At 65.4% G+C, this 16,461-nt stretch carries 11 protein-coding genes; 3 read left to right on the forward strand and 8 right to left on the reverse strand.

What is annotated here, in order from left to right; all coding sequences use genetic code 11:
• Positions 1 to 10: 10 nt before the first annotated feature.
• Together dmpG and KBA48_RS14360 are read right to left on the reverse strand one after the other, a co-directional pair.
• Complete coding sequence (gene dmpG / locus KBA48_RS14355) at positions 11 to 1,030, reverse strand: 4-hydroxy-2-oxovalerate aldolase (RefSeq protein ID WP_292907474.1); 1,020 nt, start codon at positions 1,028 to 1,030, stop codon at positions 11 to 13.
• Positions 1,027 to 1,968, reverse strand: a complete 942-nt coding sequence (locus KBA48_RS14360) for an acetaldehyde dehydrogenase (acetylating) (protein ID WP_292907476.1) — start codon at positions 1,966 to 1,968, stop codon at positions 1,027 to 1,029. Before KBA48_RS14360 ends, dmpG begins: the two co-directional genes overlap by 4 nt.
• Positions 1,969 to 2,094: 126 nt before the next feature.
• Between KBA48_RS14360 and KBA48_RS14365 the strand changes: the two genes are divergently transcribed.
• Positions 2,095 to 2,853 carry an IclR family transcriptional regulator gene (locus KBA48_RS14365; protein ID WP_292907478.1) on the forward strand — a complete coding sequence of 253 codons (759 nt, stop codon included), beginning with the start codon at positions 2,095 to 2,097 and terminating at the stop codon, positions 2,851 to 2,853.
• On the opposite strand, the gene KBA48_RS14370 is transcribed toward KBA48_RS14365, so the two are convergent.
• The gene (locus KBA48_RS14370) at positions 2,854 to 3,792 is read right to left on the reverse strand and encodes a glyoxylate/hydroxypyruvate reductase A (RefSeq protein ID WP_292907480.1); all 939 of its coding nucleotides are present in this window, start codon (positions 3,790 to 3,792) and stop codon (positions 2,854 to 2,856) included. It abuts the gene before it with no gap.
• A gap of 153 nt (positions 3,793 to 3,945) precedes the next feature.
• Between KBA48_RS14370 and KBA48_RS14375 the strand changes: the two genes are divergently transcribed.
• Entirely contained in the window at positions 3,946 to 4,602 is a 657-nt protein-coding gene (locus tag KBA48_RS14375; protein WP_292907482.1) for a fumarylacetoacetate hydrolase family protein, read from the forward strand.
• Between the two features lie 47 nt (positions 4,603 to 4,649).
• Here KBA48_RS14375 and KBA48_RS14380 read toward each other — a convergent pair whose 3' ends face one another.
• The 5 genes from KBA48_RS14380 to KBA48_RS14400 form a co-directional block, all read right to left on the reverse strand.
• Positions 4,650 to 6,674 carry a glycoside hydrolase family 97 protein gene (locus tag KBA48_RS14380; RefSeq protein WP_292907484.1) on the reverse strand — a complete coding sequence of 675 codons (2,025 nt, stop codon included), beginning with the start codon at positions 6,672 to 6,674 and terminating at the stop codon, positions 4,650 to 4,652.
• Between the two features lie 47 nt (positions 6,675 to 6,721).
• Entirely contained in the window at positions 6,722 to 8,185 is a 1,464-nt protein-coding gene (locus KBA48_RS14385; RefSeq protein ID WP_292907486.1) for a tryptophan 7-halogenase, read from the reverse strand.
• A complete protein-coding gene (locus tag KBA48_RS14390; protein WP_292907488.1) occupies positions 8,182 to 9,741 on the reverse strand; it encodes a tryptophan 7-halogenase in 1,560 nt (519 codons plus the stop codon). The genes KBA48_RS14385 and KBA48_RS14390 overlap by 4 nt, the downstream gene beginning before the upstream one ends.
• A 260-nt stretch (positions 9,742 to 10,001) precedes the next feature.
• Positions 10,002 to 13,388, reverse strand: coding sequence for a TonB-dependent receptor (locus tag KBA48_RS14395; protein ID WP_292907490.1), 3,387 nt, complete (start codon positions 13,386 to 13,388; stop codon positions 10,002 to 10,004).
• Positions 13,389 to 13,705: 317 nt separating this feature from the next.
• Entirely contained in the window at positions 13,706 to 15,220 is a 1,515-nt protein-coding gene (locus KBA48_RS14400) for an MFS transporter (protein ID WP_292907492.1), read from the reverse strand.
• Positions 15,221 to 15,285: 65 nt separating this feature from the next.
• Here KBA48_RS14400 and KBA48_RS14405 point away from each other — a divergent pair, with 65 nt between their 5' ends.
• Positions 15,286 to 16,293 (forward strand): substrate-binding domain-containing protein, encoded by a 1,008-nt coding sequence (locus KBA48_RS14405; protein WP_292907494.1) that lies wholly within the window; start codon positions 15,286 to 15,288, stop codon positions 16,291 to 16,293.
• The last annotated feature ends 168 nt before the right edge of the window (positions 16,294 to 16,461 follow it).

Here is a 16,461-nt window from a genome sequence, read left to right on the forward strand (position 1 = left end):
ACCGATGGTATTATTTCACCATATCCAGCGCCACATCGACGATCATGTCCTCCTGACCACCCACCATCTTGCGCCGGCCCAGTTCCACCAGGATGGAGCGTGTGTCCAGCCCGTGTTCGGCCGCCGCCTTTTCCGCATGGCGCAGGAAGCTGGAATAGATCCCGGCATAGCCCAGCGACAGCGTCTCCCGGTCCACGCGCACGGGCCGGTCCTGCAGCGGCCGCACCAGTTCCTCAGCCGCGTCCATCAGGGCGTAGAGGTCGCAGCCATGGTTCCAGCCCATGCGATCCGCCGCCGCGATGAACACTTCCAGCGGCGCGTTGCCGGCCCCGGCACCCATGCCGGCCAGACTGGCATCCACACGGACAGCGCCGTTCTGGACAGCCACGATGGAGTTGGCCACGCCCAGCGACAGGTTGTGGTGCGCATGCACGCCGCGCTGCGTCTCCGGCTTCAGCACCCGGTCATAGGCGCGCAGGCGGGCGGCATATTCGTCCATGTTCATGGCCCCGCCGCTGTCGGTGACATAGACGCAGTGCGCGCCATAATCCTCCATCAGCTTGGCCTGCTTCGCCAGGGCATCCGGTTCCGACATGTGGCTCATCATCAGGAAGCCGGACACATCCATGCCCAGCGACCGCGCCGCCTCGATATGCTGTTTGGAGACGTCGGCCTCGGTGCAATGGGTGGCGATGCGCACCGACCGCACACCCAGATCATAGGCATGTTTCAGGTCATGCACGGTACCGATGCCCGGCAGCAGCAGGGTGGTCAGTACCGAATGCTCCAGCACCTCCGCCACCGCCGCGATCCATTCCCAATCGGTATGGGCGCCGAAGCCGTAATTGAAGCTGGAACCGTTCAAGCCATCGCCATGCGCCACCTCGATGGCATCGACCTTGGCCCGGTCCAGGGCCTTGGCGATGGCGCGCACATGGTCCAGGCCGTACTGGTGGCGGATGGCATGCATGCCGTCACGCAGGGTCACGTCCTGGATGTAAAGCTTGGTCTTGGTGGGGTCGAGGCTCATGCCGCCACTCCTTCCTTCATGCGCGCCGCGATCCGTTCGGCCGTGCGCAACGCTGCCGAGGTCATGATGTCCAGGTTACCGGCATAGGCCGGCAGGTAATGCGCCGCCCCTTCCACCTCCAGGAACACGGTGACCTTCAGGCCGGTGAAATCGCCACCCATTTCGGGGATATGCAGGGGCCGGTTCGACCCGATATGCTCGAACTGCACCGCCTGTTTCAGGCGATAGCCGGGCACATAGGTCCGCACCTCCTCCACCATGGCCGCCACGCTGTCGGCAATGGCCTGACGGTCGCCCTCCTCGGCCAGGCAATAGACCGTGTCGCGCATGATCAGGGGCGGTTCGGCGGGGTTCAGGATGATGATGGCCTTGCCGCGCGTGGCCCCGCCGACATCGACGATGGCCTGGCTGGTCGTCTCCGTGAACTCGTCGATATTGGCGCGCGTGCCGGGACCGGCGCTCTTGGAGGAGATGGAGGCCACGATCTCCCCGTAATGCACCTTCGCCACCCGGTTGACGGCATGCACCATGGGGATCGTCGCCTGCCCGCCACAGGTCACCATGTTGACATTGGGCGCATCCAGATGCGCCATGCCGTTGACGGGCGGAATGACATAGGGACCGATGGCCGCCGGCGTCAGGTCGATCACCCGTTTGCCATGGGCGCGCAGTACCGCATCGTGCCGCTTGTGCGCCCCGGCGGAGGTGGCGTCGAACACGATGTCGATCTGCTTGAATTCCGGCATCGCCACCAGACCGTCGATCCCGCCGGCCGTGATGGGCACACCCAGGCGCTGCGCCCGCTTCAACCCGTCCGATTCCGGATCGATGCCGACAAAGGCGCCCATTTCCAGCACCTTGGACAGGCGCATCACCTTGATCATCAGGTCGGTGCCGATATTGCCCGACCCGATGATCGCCACTTTTGTCTTGTTCATGCCAAAGCCTTCCCACGCGAAGGAACAGGGCCGCCGGCCGGCCGGGAAGCGGCGGCGGGCGGTGAAGAATCCATAATGGATGGAACCAGTTGGCACCAGCCGGGGGGTCTGCTACATTCTCACATCATGAGAAAAGGCACGCCCCAGATCACATCTCTGGTCCGGACACTGAACATGCTGGAGGCGGTGATCGCCGATGGCGGGCGGTCGTCCGTTTCCGACATCGCGCGGCAGATCGACATGCCGGTGGCGACGGCCCACCGCCAGGTGCTGACCCTGGTGGAGACAGGGTTTCTGGCGCCGTCCGGACGGGGACGCCACGTCGCGGGCGGACGGCTGCTGACCATGGCCCACCGGCTGGACGAGAAGCAGGCCATCGTGAACATCGCGGCTTCCTTCATCCACCGGCTGGCCGTGCAGGTCCGCTGCACTGTCCAGCTCGGCACGTATGAGAATGAGATGGTGACCTACCGGATCAAGGCGGGGCGCGGATCAAAAAGCCTGTTCACCCGCGTCGGCATGCAGTTGGAGGCCTATTGCTCCGGCATCGGCAAGGTGCTGCTGGCCCATCTGCATGATGAGGAGCGGGAGGCCTATCTGGCTGCTGGCCCCTTCGTCCCGCTGACACAGAACACCATAACCGACCCGGCCGCCCTGCGCGACGAACTGGCACTGGTTCGCACACGCGGTTATGCGTTCGACGATGGGGAGGTGGCGCTGGACATACGGTGTCTGGCCGTGCCGATCCGCCGGCGCGATGGCACGGCACCGGCCGCGATATCCGCGTCACAAATCGCCACGGACCGCCATCGCCTGCCCGACGAACAGTTGCTGCCGCTGATGCTGGAAACCGCGCGGCAGATCGAACAGCGGGCCTTCGGCTGATCAATAACCGCGGGCGCGGTCCACGACATTGTGCAGCGGTTCGCCACGCCGGTGCCGGTCGATATTGGCGGCCACGATGCGGGACGCCGTTCCCGGATGGGTCAGGGCCGCCGCATGCGGGACAACCGTGATCTTCGGATGGGTCCAGAACGGATGCGCCGCCGGCAGCGGCTCCACCGCGAACACATCGAGCGTGGCCCCCGCCAGATGGCCGGCATCCAGCAGCGGGACAAGGTCATCCTCCACCAGATGCCCGCCCCGTGCGGCATTGATCAGATAGGCGCCCTTCGGCAGGGCGGACAGGGTGCGGCGGTTCAGGATGCCGCGCGTCTGGTCCGTCAGGGGCAGCAGACAGACCAGGATATCGGCCTGGGCCAGGAACGCGTCCAGTTGTTCTGCCCCGGCAAAGCCGCGCACACCGGGCAGGTCCTTGGCCGTCCGGCTCCACCCCGCCACATCGAACCCGAACCCGGCCAGCGCCCGGGCACAGGCCGCCCCCAATTCACCCAGCCCCAGGATGCCGACCCGCCGTTCGGACGGCAGAAGCTGCGGCAGTTGCTTCCACATCCCCGCCCTTTGCTGCGCCTCATAATCGGGCATGCACCGGTGATAATGCAGCACCCGCATCACCACGAACTCCACCATGCCGGTGACCAGCGTGGGATCGACCATGCGCACCAGCGGGATATGGTCGGGCAGGGTCGTGTCGGTCAGCACATGGTCGACCCCGGCGCCCAGCGAGAAGATGACCTTCAGGTTGGGCAGGTCGGACAGGATGCCCGCCGGCTGTTTCCAGACAAAAGCGTACTCAATCTCCGCCTTGTCCCCCGTTGCCGGCCACAGGCGCAGGTCGATGCCCGGCCAGGCCGCCGTCAGCGCCGCCACCCAGTCTTCCTGATCAACGGTGGGGCAGGCATAGAGCAGCACGGGCGGTTTCATGACAACATCCTTTCTGGCCAGGGGCGGGCGACCATATGTCAGGCATTATCTTGATGAAACAGGAATGCCCATGGAAGGCTGCTTGACGGGAGAAGACGCACGGCCGAACGTGGCCGCAACCGCTTGCGCCCCTCCGCCCCCCATGGATCAATCATGTCCGCGTTCATCATCAATCCACCAGACCCCGTCACCCTGCCCGTCGCGGGGATCGATGCCCGGTATCCCGTGGGACGCCTGTTCTGCGTCGGCCGCAACTATGCCGCCCATGCCCGCGAAATGGGGGCGAACGACCGGGAACCCCCCTTCTTCTTCATGAAGCCTGCCAACACCGTTCTGCCAGGGGGCGGCACCCTGGCCTATCCGCCCCGGACGGGGGACCTGCATCACGAGGTCGAACTGGTGGTGGCTCTTGGGCCGGAGGGCACGATCTTCGGCTATGGCGTCGGGCTGGACATGACACGCCGCGATCTGCAGGGGGAGGCCAAGAAAGCCGGCAAGCCGTGGGACATGGGCAAGGTCTTCGACCATGCAGCCCCTGTCTCCGCCCTGGTGCCGGCCGCCTTGGTGCCCGACATTCGCCGGGGCCGCATCTGCCTGTCCGTGAATGGTGAAATCCGCCAGGATGGCGACCTTTCAGAGATGATCTGGACCGTCCCGGAAATCATTGCCGAACTGCGGCAGTTCATCAGCCTGCTGCCCGGCGACCTTATCTTCACGGGCACGCCGGCCGGCGTGGGGGCAACACAGCGCGGTGACCATCTGGTCGGAAGCGTGGAAGGTATCGGCGAACTGTCCGTACTGGTGGCATAGAGCTAGGGCAGGCCGGGGCCACAGGCGACGCCGACCTGCCGCTACCCTCACAGCGCCCTGAAGCGCACCGCCACGCCACCGCCCGACGCCATGTCCAGCGCCAGGCTGTCCTTCGACGTCACCACGCGCTTTTCCACCTTCAACGCCGTGGGGTTGGTGCGGTAATCGGCCCCAGCCCCATCGGCATAGATCTGGGCCTCATAACGCTTGCCCGGCGTCAGGAAATCCAGCGTCTGGGTCAGCTTGCGCGCCTCCTCGTCCGTCACGGCGCCCAGGAACCAATCCTTGCCGCCGCGCGGCTGGCGGGCCACCACGACATAGTCACCAACCTCGGCCTGCAGGGTCCGGGACGTTTCCCAATCCGCCGCCACGTCGCGGATGAACTGGAACGCGTCGGGCCGCGCCTCATAATTCTCCGGCAGGTCGGCGGCCATCTGCACGGGGCTGTACAGCACCACATAAAGCGCCAGTTGCGTGGCCAGCGTCGATTGCACCCGTGCCTCGATCTTGTCCTTGCCATGCACGATGTCGAAGATGCCGGGCGTGTAATCCATCGGCCCGGCCAGCAGGCGGGTGAAGGGCAGGATGGTCACATGTTCGGGCGGGTTGGTGGGCTTGCCCCAGGCGTTGAATTCCTGGCCCCGCGCCCCCTCCCGGCTGACCCAGTTCGGCCAGGTGCGGCGCAGGCCCGTATCCTTCACCGGCTCGTGTGTATTGACCGCGATCCTGTTGCGGGCCGCCGTTTCCACGACCTTCAGATGGTGGCGCACCATATACTGACCGGCGAACCATTGCTGGCCGCCCGTTTCGTCCAGGATGGTGCCGCTATGTTTCACATAGCCGGTCTTCACCCGGTCCACACCGACCTTGCGGTACAGCGCCATGGCATCTTCCAACTGCTTTTCATAATTCACGACGGCGCCCGCCGTTTCGTGATGGCCGATCAGACCGGCGCCCTTTTCCTTGCCATAGGCAGCCAGGGCGGGCAGGTCGAAATCGGGATAGCTTTCGGTGAAGCTGAACTGGTCGCCATTGGCGATCCAGTCACCGTCCCAGCCCTTGTTCCACCCCTCCACCAGCACGCCGGTAAACCCGTACCTGGCCGCGAAATCCATGTAGCGCTTCACATTGGCGTTGTTGGCGCCATGGATCGGCCCGCTGCCCCAGGTGGATTTGTTCAGGTGCATCTCCCACCAGATGCCGACATATTTGCCGGGCCTGAACCAGGACACATCCCCCAGCTTGTTGGGTTCGTTGAGGTTCAGGGTGATGCGGCTGTCGGCCAGGGCCGCCGCGCTCTCCCCAATCAAAACGGTGCGCCAGGGCGTGGTGAAGGGTCCCATCTTGCGGGCCAGAACCCCGTCCGGCCAGGGCATCAGCTTCGCCGTCAGCGTCCCCGCCCCGTCGCCCGACAGCAGCATGGAGGGGAAATCCACCAAAGCCGCCTCGTGGATGGACAGGTGCAGACCGTTTTCGCCCTTGAGCGTCAGCGGCGTTTCGGCGGTGGTGATGCGGCGCGCGTCGGTCTTGGTATAAAGATACTCGTCCCGTTCCTCGCCTTGCGCCTGATACCACCAGGCGACCTGCGGGCCGACGGGCCGGAACTGCGTGCGCTCCGCCACCACGGCCACCTCCCGCCCCGCCGGGACGGCGCTGTAGGCATAGCGGAAACCGATACCGTCGTTGAACAGGCGGAAGGTGACATCGACATTGGCATTCAGCGGGGTATCGCCGGCCAGGGTCACGGTCAGTTCGGTGTGGTTGTCGCGGATCAGGCGCTGTTCGCCCCAGGGCTGTTCCCAACTTGTGTCCGACGCCGCCCGCCGGGCACCCTTGATGGCGGTATAGCGGACGGGGGCCTCCCCCTTGAATTCCAGGCCCAGGGCGCCAGGGGCCAGCACGGCGGCCCCCTTGCGGTTCACCTCGTAAAAGGCCTGCCCCTCCTTCACGAAGACGCACAGCTCGATCAGCTTGTCCGGCGACTGCGCGCATTCGCGGTCGGCAGCCAGCGCCGGATTGGCGGCCCCCAGGGCGGCCAGCGAAGTGAGCAGCGTCAGGGAACGGAATCTCATCAGGGGGGCCTCTTTGCTGAAATGAAACCGGTGGATCGGGGTCGGCATCAGTCGCCCCGCAGATAGGCGTCGTGATCGGGCTGTTGCAAGACCCGATCCTTGACAAAGCCCAGCATGGCGCGCAGCCGGGCCTTCAATTCCTCCGCCGGGACAAGGTCCGTGACGGGTGACACGCTGTCGGGCATCAACCCGTGGCCGGCCAGGAAGGCACGCCAACTGTCGGGGGGCAGGTCATCCTCATCCCAGGGCGCCAGATCACCCCGCGCCCGGAACAGGCAGAGACGGTGAAACAGATCGGCCGACAAGGGCAGTTCCCGCGCGCTGTCCCAGAAGGGGCCGGCATGGCGGGCCAGATGGTAATGCAGGGTCTGGAAATCCCGCAGATGCGTGAAATGCGCCCGTGTCAGCCGGTTATATTCGACCCGCGCGGCGGCAAATCCCCTGTGCCGGGGAAAATGCGCCAGCAGATGCACCAGCCCCTGTTGCAGGGCCAGCAGGTCAAGGTCGTGCAGCGGGTCCAGCCGCACGGCGGCGGCGCCCAGCGCCACGCAGTTCCCGTCCCAGGCCCGTGCGCGCAGGCCAGGAACGCTGCTGCGACCCACGGCGTCACCCGGCACAAAGCCGCACAGCGACGGCAGGCGGCGCAGCACATCCTGCTCCCCCGGTCCCGACCGCCACACGGCCGTCAGATAGGTGCCCGACTGCGCTGGCCGCAGCGCGATCCACCCTTGGTCGAAGCCCCGGACCTCGGCATAGGGGGGAAGGTGGGTCAATCGCGGTCCCCGCGCCGTCAGGACACGGTCGGCCGGAAAATCCCAAGTCTCCACGCCATTGTCCGGCCCGGCGATCAGCAGCGCATCCGTCCCCGTCAGGTCCAGGAAAAAGTCACCCTCCACCAGCCGGCCATCCTCCAGCCGCAGGGCCGTGATCAGGCCGGCCTGACGCATCACCGACAGGTCGCGCGTCGCAACAACGCCGACACCGGCGCGGATGGCCAGTTCCTTCAGCACCGCCGCATAGGGCAGGGCCGGCAGGTGATAGCCGTAATCGCTGCGTCCATATTGTTCGCTCTCCCCATCGGGGATGAACAGGCGGCCCTGCCGCGCGGCGGCGGCGGTCAGACTGAAATCTTCCAGCGGCACCGACATCCCATGGCGGCGGGCGCGCAGCCAGTAGGGGAAAAAATCCTGCCCCGCGATGGGCGACCCGAAGGCGCCGAACGGATGCAGGAAAGCCGGTACCGCCCCCGCCGCATCGGCGAAGTTCCAGCCCAGCGTATAGGCCCCGCCCACCCGCGACAGCAGCCCGCGTTCATCCAGCCGCAACTGGTTATGCAGCGCCTCCAGCGCCGGCAGGCTGGCATGAAGGTCGCCCGTCCCCGCCTTGGCGGGCAGTTCCACGACGGTCACGCGCAGGCCCGATGGCGACAGGGCGCGGGCCAGGGTGGCGGCGGCCAGCCACAGGGGCGCGTCGCGCCCGGCAATGACCAGATGGTTGATCGGCTGGTTCATGCAGCATTCCCCCGTGATCCGGCATGGTCCGGCGCCATACAATGACGGGCGATGAAATCGGCATGGGCGGGCATGGCGGTCAGCCCGTCACGGATGCGCCCGCGCAGGGCCGACAGCCGCGCCTGCAGGTCCGGCAGCGGCAGCCGGTCGGCCAGTCTGGCGTAACCCTCCGGCATCACCCCCTGCCCTTCGAACACGGACAGCCAACTGTCGCGGGAGAACAGGCCCAGCTTGTAATCGGGCGCCGCCGCCCCCTCCCGGAACAAGGCCAGCTTGTGCAGCAGGCTGTCCGGCAGGGCCATGGTCCGCACATGATCCCATAGGGGTTGGCCCTGCCGGCTGTTGGCCCTGTAATGCAGGACCAGGAAATCACGCACCCGGTCGTAATGGATTTCGAACAGGCGGTTGAACTCCGCCGCCAGACGCGGATCGATGCCACCGCCTGCGCGCGGCATCAGCCCCGCCAGATCGAACAATGCCGCCTGGATCAGGAAGATCGAGGTGCTTTCCAGGGGTTCCAGGAAGCCGCTGGAAAGCCCCACGGCCAGACAATTGCCCTCCCAGGCCCGCGCCCGCCGCCCGGCGGCGAAGCGCAGCAGGCGCGGTTCGCCCAGAACCGGCCCGTCCAGGGCACCAAGCAGCGTGTCCCGCGCTTCATCCTCCCCGCACCAGCGGCTGGAAAAGACGTAGCCATTGCCCGTGCGGTGCTGCAACGGAATGCGCCAGGTCCAGCCGGCCTTGCGGGCGGTGGCACGTGTATAGGGTGTCAGCGGTTCCACCCGTCCCGACGGCACCGCCAGCGCCCGGTCGCAGGGGAGCCAATGCGACCAGTCGCACCAGGGAACCTGCATCGCGCCCCCGACCAGCAGTGAGCGAAAACCGCTGCAATCGATGAAGAAATCACCGTCGATGCCATTGCCGGCGGCCAGGGTCAGGCGGGTGACATGCCCGCTTTCGCCATCGCGGGTGACATCGATGATCCGCCCCTCCACCCGCTTCACGCCCCGCGCGACGGCCCAGCCGCGCAGGAATTCCGCATAAAGCCCGGCATCGAAATGGTAGGCATAGGAATAGCTGGACCGGATCGACCCCGCGTCCGTCACCGGGTGGTCGAAACCCCCGGCCCGGCACAGGGCCACGGCGAAGGAATAATCCTGCAACGACCCGGCATCGATCCCGGCCAGCCGGGCGCGCGCCCAGTGATGCTGGAAATCCACCCCCGCCCAGGGTTCACCGAAGGCGCCGAACGGGTGGATGTAACGGTCATCGGGCTGGTTCCAGCCGACAAATTCGATGCCCAGCTTGATGGTGGCGCCGGTGGCGCGCATGAATTCGGCTTCGTCGATACCCAGACGGTCGTTGAACTGCTTGATATGGGGCAGCGTCGCCTCCCCCACCCCGACAGTCCCGATCTCCTCGCTCTCCACCAGGGTCAGGTCGTATTCGCCGGCCGGCAACAGCCGCGACAGGCCGGACGCCACCATCCAGCCCGCCGTCCCACCGCCCAGGATCACCACCCGGAGGCGCTGTGCCGTTTGTCCTTCATCCGACCGCATCTGGCCAACCCCATCCCCTGAGCGCCTTCGTTGCCACCCCTTCCACCGTCACCCCGGCGAAGGCCGGGGTCCAGTGTAAGGCACGATCAGCGCCGATATGAGCCTTGTCGCGGCAGAAGCCGCTATACGCCTGGGCCCCGGCCTTCGCCGGGGTGACGGTCGTGCTGATTGAACCCCGCCAGCCCAAACTTTCGCAAAGGTGCAGTTGAGAAAAAGAGAGGCGCCGCGGAGGGAGTGAGGTGCGGCGCCCCTGGGGAGGATCAGAACTTCACGCGGGCACCGACCTGGAACCGGCGATCGGCCTTGCCCCAGTTGGCATCCTTGAAGACAGGCTTGGCGCCCGGCGTGACGGCACTGTCACCAAAGATCTGCTGTTGATAAACGATCTTGGTGTCCAGCAGGTTGGTGCCTTCCAGCGCGACCTCCAGATTCTCGGAGATCGAGTAGCGGATGGAACCGTCCAGGAAGCCCGCCGCCTTCTGGAACACCGGCAGGCCGATGCAGCAATCCAGATTGTTGGTCAGGAAGCGCGACCGCCAGTTATAGGCAAGGCGCAGACCGATCGGCCCCTGCTCATACAGGCCGACGATATTGTAGGTGTGCGCGGAGATGCCGGCCAGCTTGTGGCTGTCGATCACGGCACCCCGGCCACCCGACACGTCCAGGCCGGCACCAAAGCCGCCCGTACCGCCGGCATCCAGCGCACCCTGCGTCACCAGATTGGAATTGTTGATCCCAGACTGGTCGACATAGGTGTAGTTGACCTGCATGCCCAGCCCGTTCCAGATGCCGGGCAGGAAGTCGAAGAAGGTCTGGTAGGAGGTTTCGAAGCCGTACAGCTCCCCCCCGCCCTTCTGATTGCGCGGACCGCGCATGATCACGGTCTGGGTCGAGCTGTCATTGGTGAATTCGCGCACGAACTCGCCATAGGAGATGGAGTTGCGCAGCTTCTTGTAGAAGCCACCGACCGAGAACAGGCCGCTCTTGCCGATATAATATTCGTACCCAAGGTCGAACTGATCGGCCTTCAGCGGCTTCAGGCCGGCATAGCCGGATTCCGCCCGGAACACGAAGTCATAGCCCGTCACCTGCCCGCTGGCATTCTTGATCAGATAGGGCGAACTGGCCGTCGTATCGATCACCGGTGACTGGATGGAGACGAAGTTGCGCAGCAGGCCGAAATCCGGGCGCGCCATGGCGCGGGAAGCGGCGAAGCGCACATACTGATCATCATCCAGCCCGAAGCGCACATTGAAGCTGGGCAGGACATTGGTGTAGTCGGTCTTGAAATTGTCCGGCGTGCCCGACCCGTTGGCAAAGGCCAGGATGGCCGGGGTCAGGGAACAGGCGGGGTTCACGACGGCACCGGGCGGCAGGGTCGATCCGCAGGGCGTGCCCTGCAACTGCAACAGCGCCGTATTGGTGGGGAAGCCGACGCTGCCCTCGCTGTTGATCTTGGTCTGCACGATACGGACGCCGACATTGCCGTCGACCGTGATGCCGTTGAAGATCGTCATGTCGCCGCCGCCAAAGCGCAGCATGGCATAGCCGGCATTGGTCTTTTCCTGCACATGCATCACCTCGGACGGCAGGAAACAACTGCCCGACGGCAGGCCCGGACGATCACAGATCGGCACCCAGCCCGGCGAGACGGGGTTGTTGGTGTTAGGACCCGACAGCGACTTCACCAGCCGGTCACGATCCTTCAGCACGTCGCGCGACAGATAGACCAGTTCGCCATTGGGATAGACATCGCCATTGTAGAAATCGTCCCCCAGGCTGACCGTGTCCCAGATACCGGCGCCATAGCCCTTGAAGGGCTGGCCGTTGCCGCAGCCGGCGGGATAGGCCCCACCCGTGCTGTCGGCATTGAAACCGGGACCGTTGCAGTTCCAACTGGCGGCGACGGGGCTCCAGTTGAAGGTGGAATAGCGGACCGTCTGCTTGCGGTCGGCATGGCGGACACCGACCTTCAGCGAACTCAGCCAGCCATCGCCGGCATCCAGGTCATAGGTGGCGTCGCCCCGGAAAGCCGTCTCCTTGGCGCTATTATCCTCCAGATGCGCCTGGATGAAGGGGATCCAGTAATTATGCGGGTTGGTCAGGCCACCCGGCGCATAATTGACGTTGGACCCCGGCTTCATCACGACATTGGGCACCCCGTCCTTGCCGACCGAATATTGCATGTCGGCCATGGAGCCGGTGGCGACCAGGATATCGTCATTGGTGGCCGAGGCCGTAATGCGCTGCACGTCGAAGCTGGTGTGCAGACGGTCGTTCACGTCCCATTTCACATTAAAGGACAGGTCCTTGGTGCCCTCACGATGGTCGAAATTCCGCGCCTCGTTCTGGAAATAGAGGCCGTCCTGAAGGGTGGTGCTGCTGCAGGCGCCATTGCCGCAATAGTTCACGAACGGCTTGCCGGGCACCGCCGAGCCAGTGTTAATCGCATCCTGCAAACTGTCCCACGAGCCGCGCCAGCTTCCATGACCCTGGGTCAGCAGCCCGCTTTCCAGCATGCCGTCGGCCCCGAATTTCAAGGCTGGCGATCCCGTGGCCGGGCCGATGACGGAGCTGTTGCGCACCCGGAAGGCCGACGAGCCATAGGCATTGCCGTCCAGGATCACATGGCTGGCATTTTCCAGCCAGGCATTGTGATACTTGGAATGGGTGTACTGCACGGTGGCCTGGAAGCTGCCATCGTCATTCTCATACTGCCCGGCCAGCGACGTGCCGCGCCGCGTGCGGTCATAATCAACCAGCGAATAGCGGATGCCGTCCGGCATATAGGCCCAGCCCGTGCCGCCGAACGGGTTGGCCGTACAGGCGACGGAGCCGTCGGAATTGATGATGGCCTTGCCCGAGGCATCGGTGGCACCGGCCGAGCAATAGGTGTCGATCTTGTCCATGATGACGCTTTCGGTCCGCGTCACGACATGGGACCGCGCCAGATTGGCCAGCAGCCCGAACTTGCCGGCATTGGTCTCCCAGACATTGCTGATCATGCCGGAATATTCCCCGGTCCATTTCTTGGACCGGTCGCCGTAGGAGCCCTTGACGTTGCCGGCGATGGCCAGCCCGTCACTGTCGAACGGCAGACGCGTGCGCAGATTGACCGTACCGGCAATGCCGCCTTCGATCATGTCCGCCGTCTGGTTCTTGTAGCTGTCGACGCCGGCCATCAGTTCGGGCGAGACGTCGTTGAAGTTCAGGCCGCGATAGCTGTCGGCGGAGAAACTGTCACGGCCGTTGAATTCGGTGCGGACCTGGGTCAGGCCGCGGATCAGGACGGACGTGCCCTCCCCCGACGGGTGCGTGCTGTCATCGGATGATTGCAGGCGCGACACGGTGATGCCGGGCACGCGCTGCAGCGCCTCCGACACGGACTTGTCCGGGAAGGCGCCTATATCGGTGGCGGTGATACTGTCCACCACGGTGCCGGCATTGCGCTTGATGTCGAGCGCGCTTTCCAGCGCGGCGCGCACACCGACGACAACGATCTCTTCCAGCACGGGGGCCGCTTCGGCCTTCGGTTCGGCGGCGGTCTGCGCCATCGCCCCATTCGCCCCGACAAGGCCCAGCGCGAGCAGCGAAACGCCGCCGCGCAGCCACAGACCGCGGCCGCGGTTGATCTTCTGACCCTTCACTTCCTGTCTCCTCCCCTTTCGGATTTTCTGCCCCCCGTGCCCGGCACCCACAGCACCGACCACGTTCCTTCCGGGCAGCAATCATCTTGTTTGCGTAATTTTGCGCAAACTTGCGTAAGGCGCAAGTGCAAATTTTTGAGGCAGGACAGATTCCTTATATTTCATTGTTTATATTGATAAAAATTTTCCCGCGCTGCGCATTTCCTGCGAATTTTGGCCCCGTTTCCGGTTCGGATTCTGGTCCGTTATGGCACACGATTATGCAAATTTTGCGTAAGCAGATGCAGCAATGCCGGCCATGATGACAGGACCCGCCGCTATTCCCGGGGAACGAACAGCATGCAGAAAGCTGCGATGGACAGGGAAACGGCCGCCAGGGTCAGGGCATGGATGGCCTGGCCCCCCAGCAGGGTTCCCACCAGGGGGCCCAGGATCGTGGCGGCCACCAGTTGCGGCAGCACCAGGAAGATGTTGTGGATGCCCATATAAACCCCGGCCTTGCGCGCCGGCACGGCCCCGGCCAGCAGGGCATAGGGGATGGACAGGATCGCGGCCCAGGCAATGCCGATGGCGACCGATGGCAGCCAGAGCCATGCCGGATCATCGACGACCCGGAAACCGGCCAGTCCCGCCGCCCCCAGCAACAGGCAGGCGGCGTGGCAGGCCCGGCGTCCCGTGCGGGCGGCCAGGGCCGGCAGGGCGAGCGCGGCCAGCGCCGCCACGCCATTATATCCCGCGAACAGCACCCCGACCCAGTCCGCGCCCTCGTTATAGGCGGCCGACGCGGCATCCATGGTGCCGTAATGCCGGGCGGCGACGGCCGGCACGGTATAGATCCACATGGCGAACAGGCCGAACCAGGTGAAGAACTGCACCAGCGCCAGCCGCTTCAGCATCAGCGGCATCAGCAGGATATCCTCCACGATCTCCAGCATGCCCAGCGATGCGGCCCCCCGACCGCGCAGCCAGGTGACGGCGATCTGGGCCAGACCGAAGGCGGCGGCAAGGGCCGCGATGAAGTGGATTTCCCGTTCCTGCCCCGTGACGAACGCGAAACCGGCAAGCGCGCCGCCACCGGTCATCCACAAGGCGCCACCGCGCAACGCCCTGCCGGGAGGTGCGATCGGGGAAGGCCCCGGCGTCCGCGCCGGTGCGGGCGGCGGCGCCTGTTCCGGCGTGGTGAAGACGGTCCAGGACACGACGGCCAGCAGGCACAGGGCGCCAACATAGAAGGCGGCGCGCACCGATGGCGGCAGCGCCTCCCCATCACTGCGCACGCTCAACCCGAACAGATGCGACATGATCCAGGGCAGAAGCGAGGCGAAGACGGCGCCGGCCCCGATAAAGAACACCTGCGTGGCGAAGCCCTGCGTGCGCTGTTCGTCGGGCAGGGTGTCGGCCACCAGGGCGCGGAAAGGCTCCATGGCGATATTGACGGACGCCGTCAGCAGCCACAGCGTCAGCGAACAGGCCCAGAGCGTGGACGCGTTGGGCATGACCACCAGGGCCAGGGCCGACAGCACCGCACCCGCCAGCAGATAGGGCCGCCGCCGCCCCAGGGGGGAGCGGGTCCGGTCCGACAGCCAGCCCACGATGGGCTGGACCAGCAGACCGGTGATGGGGGCCGCGATCCACAGGATGGGCAGATCGGCGATATCGACGCCCAGCGCCTGGAAAATGCGGCTGGTATTCACATTGTGCAGGCCCCAGACGATCTGTACCCCGAACAGGCCGCAGCACATGTTCCAGATCTGGCGGTTGGATAGCAGCGGCCGGCGCACGCACACCCGGTCACCGGGTGCGTTCCCGGTGTTCTCGTCACTGACTTGCAATTTCCCCCCTCCCATGCGCTATGCTGCGGCGCTTTCCCTTTCTGCCAGCTTTGACCCTGAAGGCCGTGTCCAGCAACTCCAAAACCACGCTTGAGGATCTGGCGAAGCTGGCCGATGTGTCGGTGGCGACGGTGTCGCGCGCACTGAACGACCATCCCACCATCAGCACGCGTACCAAGCAGCGCATCTGGGCCCTGGCACGCGAACATGACTATCCGTTCCGCCACTACATGCCGGCCAGCCCGATCGGGGCGGAGGGAACGATCGTCATCGTCACCCCCTTTGTGCATGGCCGCGCCCTGCCCCTGTCGCATCCGTTCTTCCTGGAACTGCTGGCCAATATCGGGGAGGCGGCGCGGGCGCGGGACTGCGACTTCACGGTCAGCCATGTGGCACCGGCCGGTTACGACGATCTGGTCGCCACCGTCACCACCAGCCGGGCCAGCGGCGTCATCTTCCTGGGCCAGGGCACGCTGCATGAGGCGTTCAACCGGCTGGCCGCCACCAATGCCCGCTTCGCCGTCTGGGGAGCGCAATTGCCCGGGCAGGATTACTGCACCATCGGGTCGGACAATTTCCAGGGCGGGCGGCGGTCCACGCTGCATCTGGCGCGGCTGGGCCGCAAGCGCATCATGTTCCTGGGCGGCAATGACCCGGAGGCGCAGCAGCGCCGCAAGGGATATTGGGAGGCCCTTTCCGAAAGCGGGCTGGAGGCCGACCCCAAGCTGGACATCGCCGCCGAATTCGAACTGGAATCGGCGGAGGCCGCCGTTGGCAGGCTGCTGCGCCGGGGCGCCGCCTTCGACGGCATCGTGGCCGCGTCGGACCTGATCGCGCTGGGCGCCATGCGGGCGTTGCGCCGGGCCGACCTGTCGGTGCCGCGCGACGTATCGGTCGTCGGCTATGACGACATGCTGCTGGCACGGCTCAGCACCCCGGCGCTGACCACCATCCGCCAGGACACGGCGGAGGCGGGCCGCAAACTGGTGTCGCAGATCCTGGACCCGCTGACCGATCACCGCGCCGAACTTCTGCCCACCGAACTGATCGTCCGGGAAAGTTGTGGCGCCTGATCGCGCAATTGCCACGCTGCACTGCCCCCAAATTGGGCGTTGAATGGTTGCGCGTTATTGATTTTTTAAGAAATATGCGCTTCGCATTTGCGGCACAAGAATTGCTTTTTATCAAGCGGGCATGAGGCCAACGGCGGTCTCCCCCTTCATAGGCCGGTGCATCCGGCC

It is taken from the genome of Niveispirillum sp. (genome assembly GCF_017996735.1).
Classification (GTDB): domain Bacteria; phylum Pseudomonadota; class Alphaproteobacteria; order Azospirillales; family Azospirillaceae; genus Niveispirillum.

Excerpts from the sequence above, each read along its gene's own strand:
- KBA48_RS14375 (WP_292907482.1), top strand. The coding sequence starts at position 3,946 with ATGTCCGCGTTCATCATCAATCCACCAGACCCCGTCACCCTGCCCGTC.
- KBA48_RS14385 (WP_292907486.1), bottom strand. The coding sequence starts at position 8,185 with ATGAACCAGCCGATCAACCATCTGGTCATTGCCGGGCGCGACGCGCCC.
- KBA48_RS14365 (WP_292907478.1), top strand. The coding sequence starts at position 2,095 with ATGAGAAAAGGCACGCCCCAGATCACATCTCTGGTCCGGACACTGAAC.
- KBA48_RS14380 (WP_292907484.1), bottom strand. The coding sequence starts at position 6,674 with ATGAGATTCCGTTCCCTGACGCTGCTCACTTCGCTGGCCGCCCTGGGG.
- KBA48_RS14360 (WP_292907476.1), bottom strand. The coding sequence starts at position 1,968 with ATGAACAAGACAAAAGTGGCGATCATCGGGTCGGGCAATATCGGCACC.
- KBA48_RS14370 (WP_292907480.1), bottom strand. The coding sequence starts at position 3,792 with ATGAAACCGCCCGTGCTGCTCTATGCCTGCCCCACCGTTGATCAGGAA.
- KBA48_RS14390 (WP_292907488.1), bottom strand. The coding sequence starts at position 9,741 with ATGCGGTCGGATGAAGGACAAACGGCACAGCGCCTCCGGGTGGTGATC.
- dmpG (WP_292907474.1), bottom strand. The coding sequence starts at position 1,030 with ATGAGCCTCGACCCCACCAAGACCAAGCTTTACATCCAGGACGTGACC.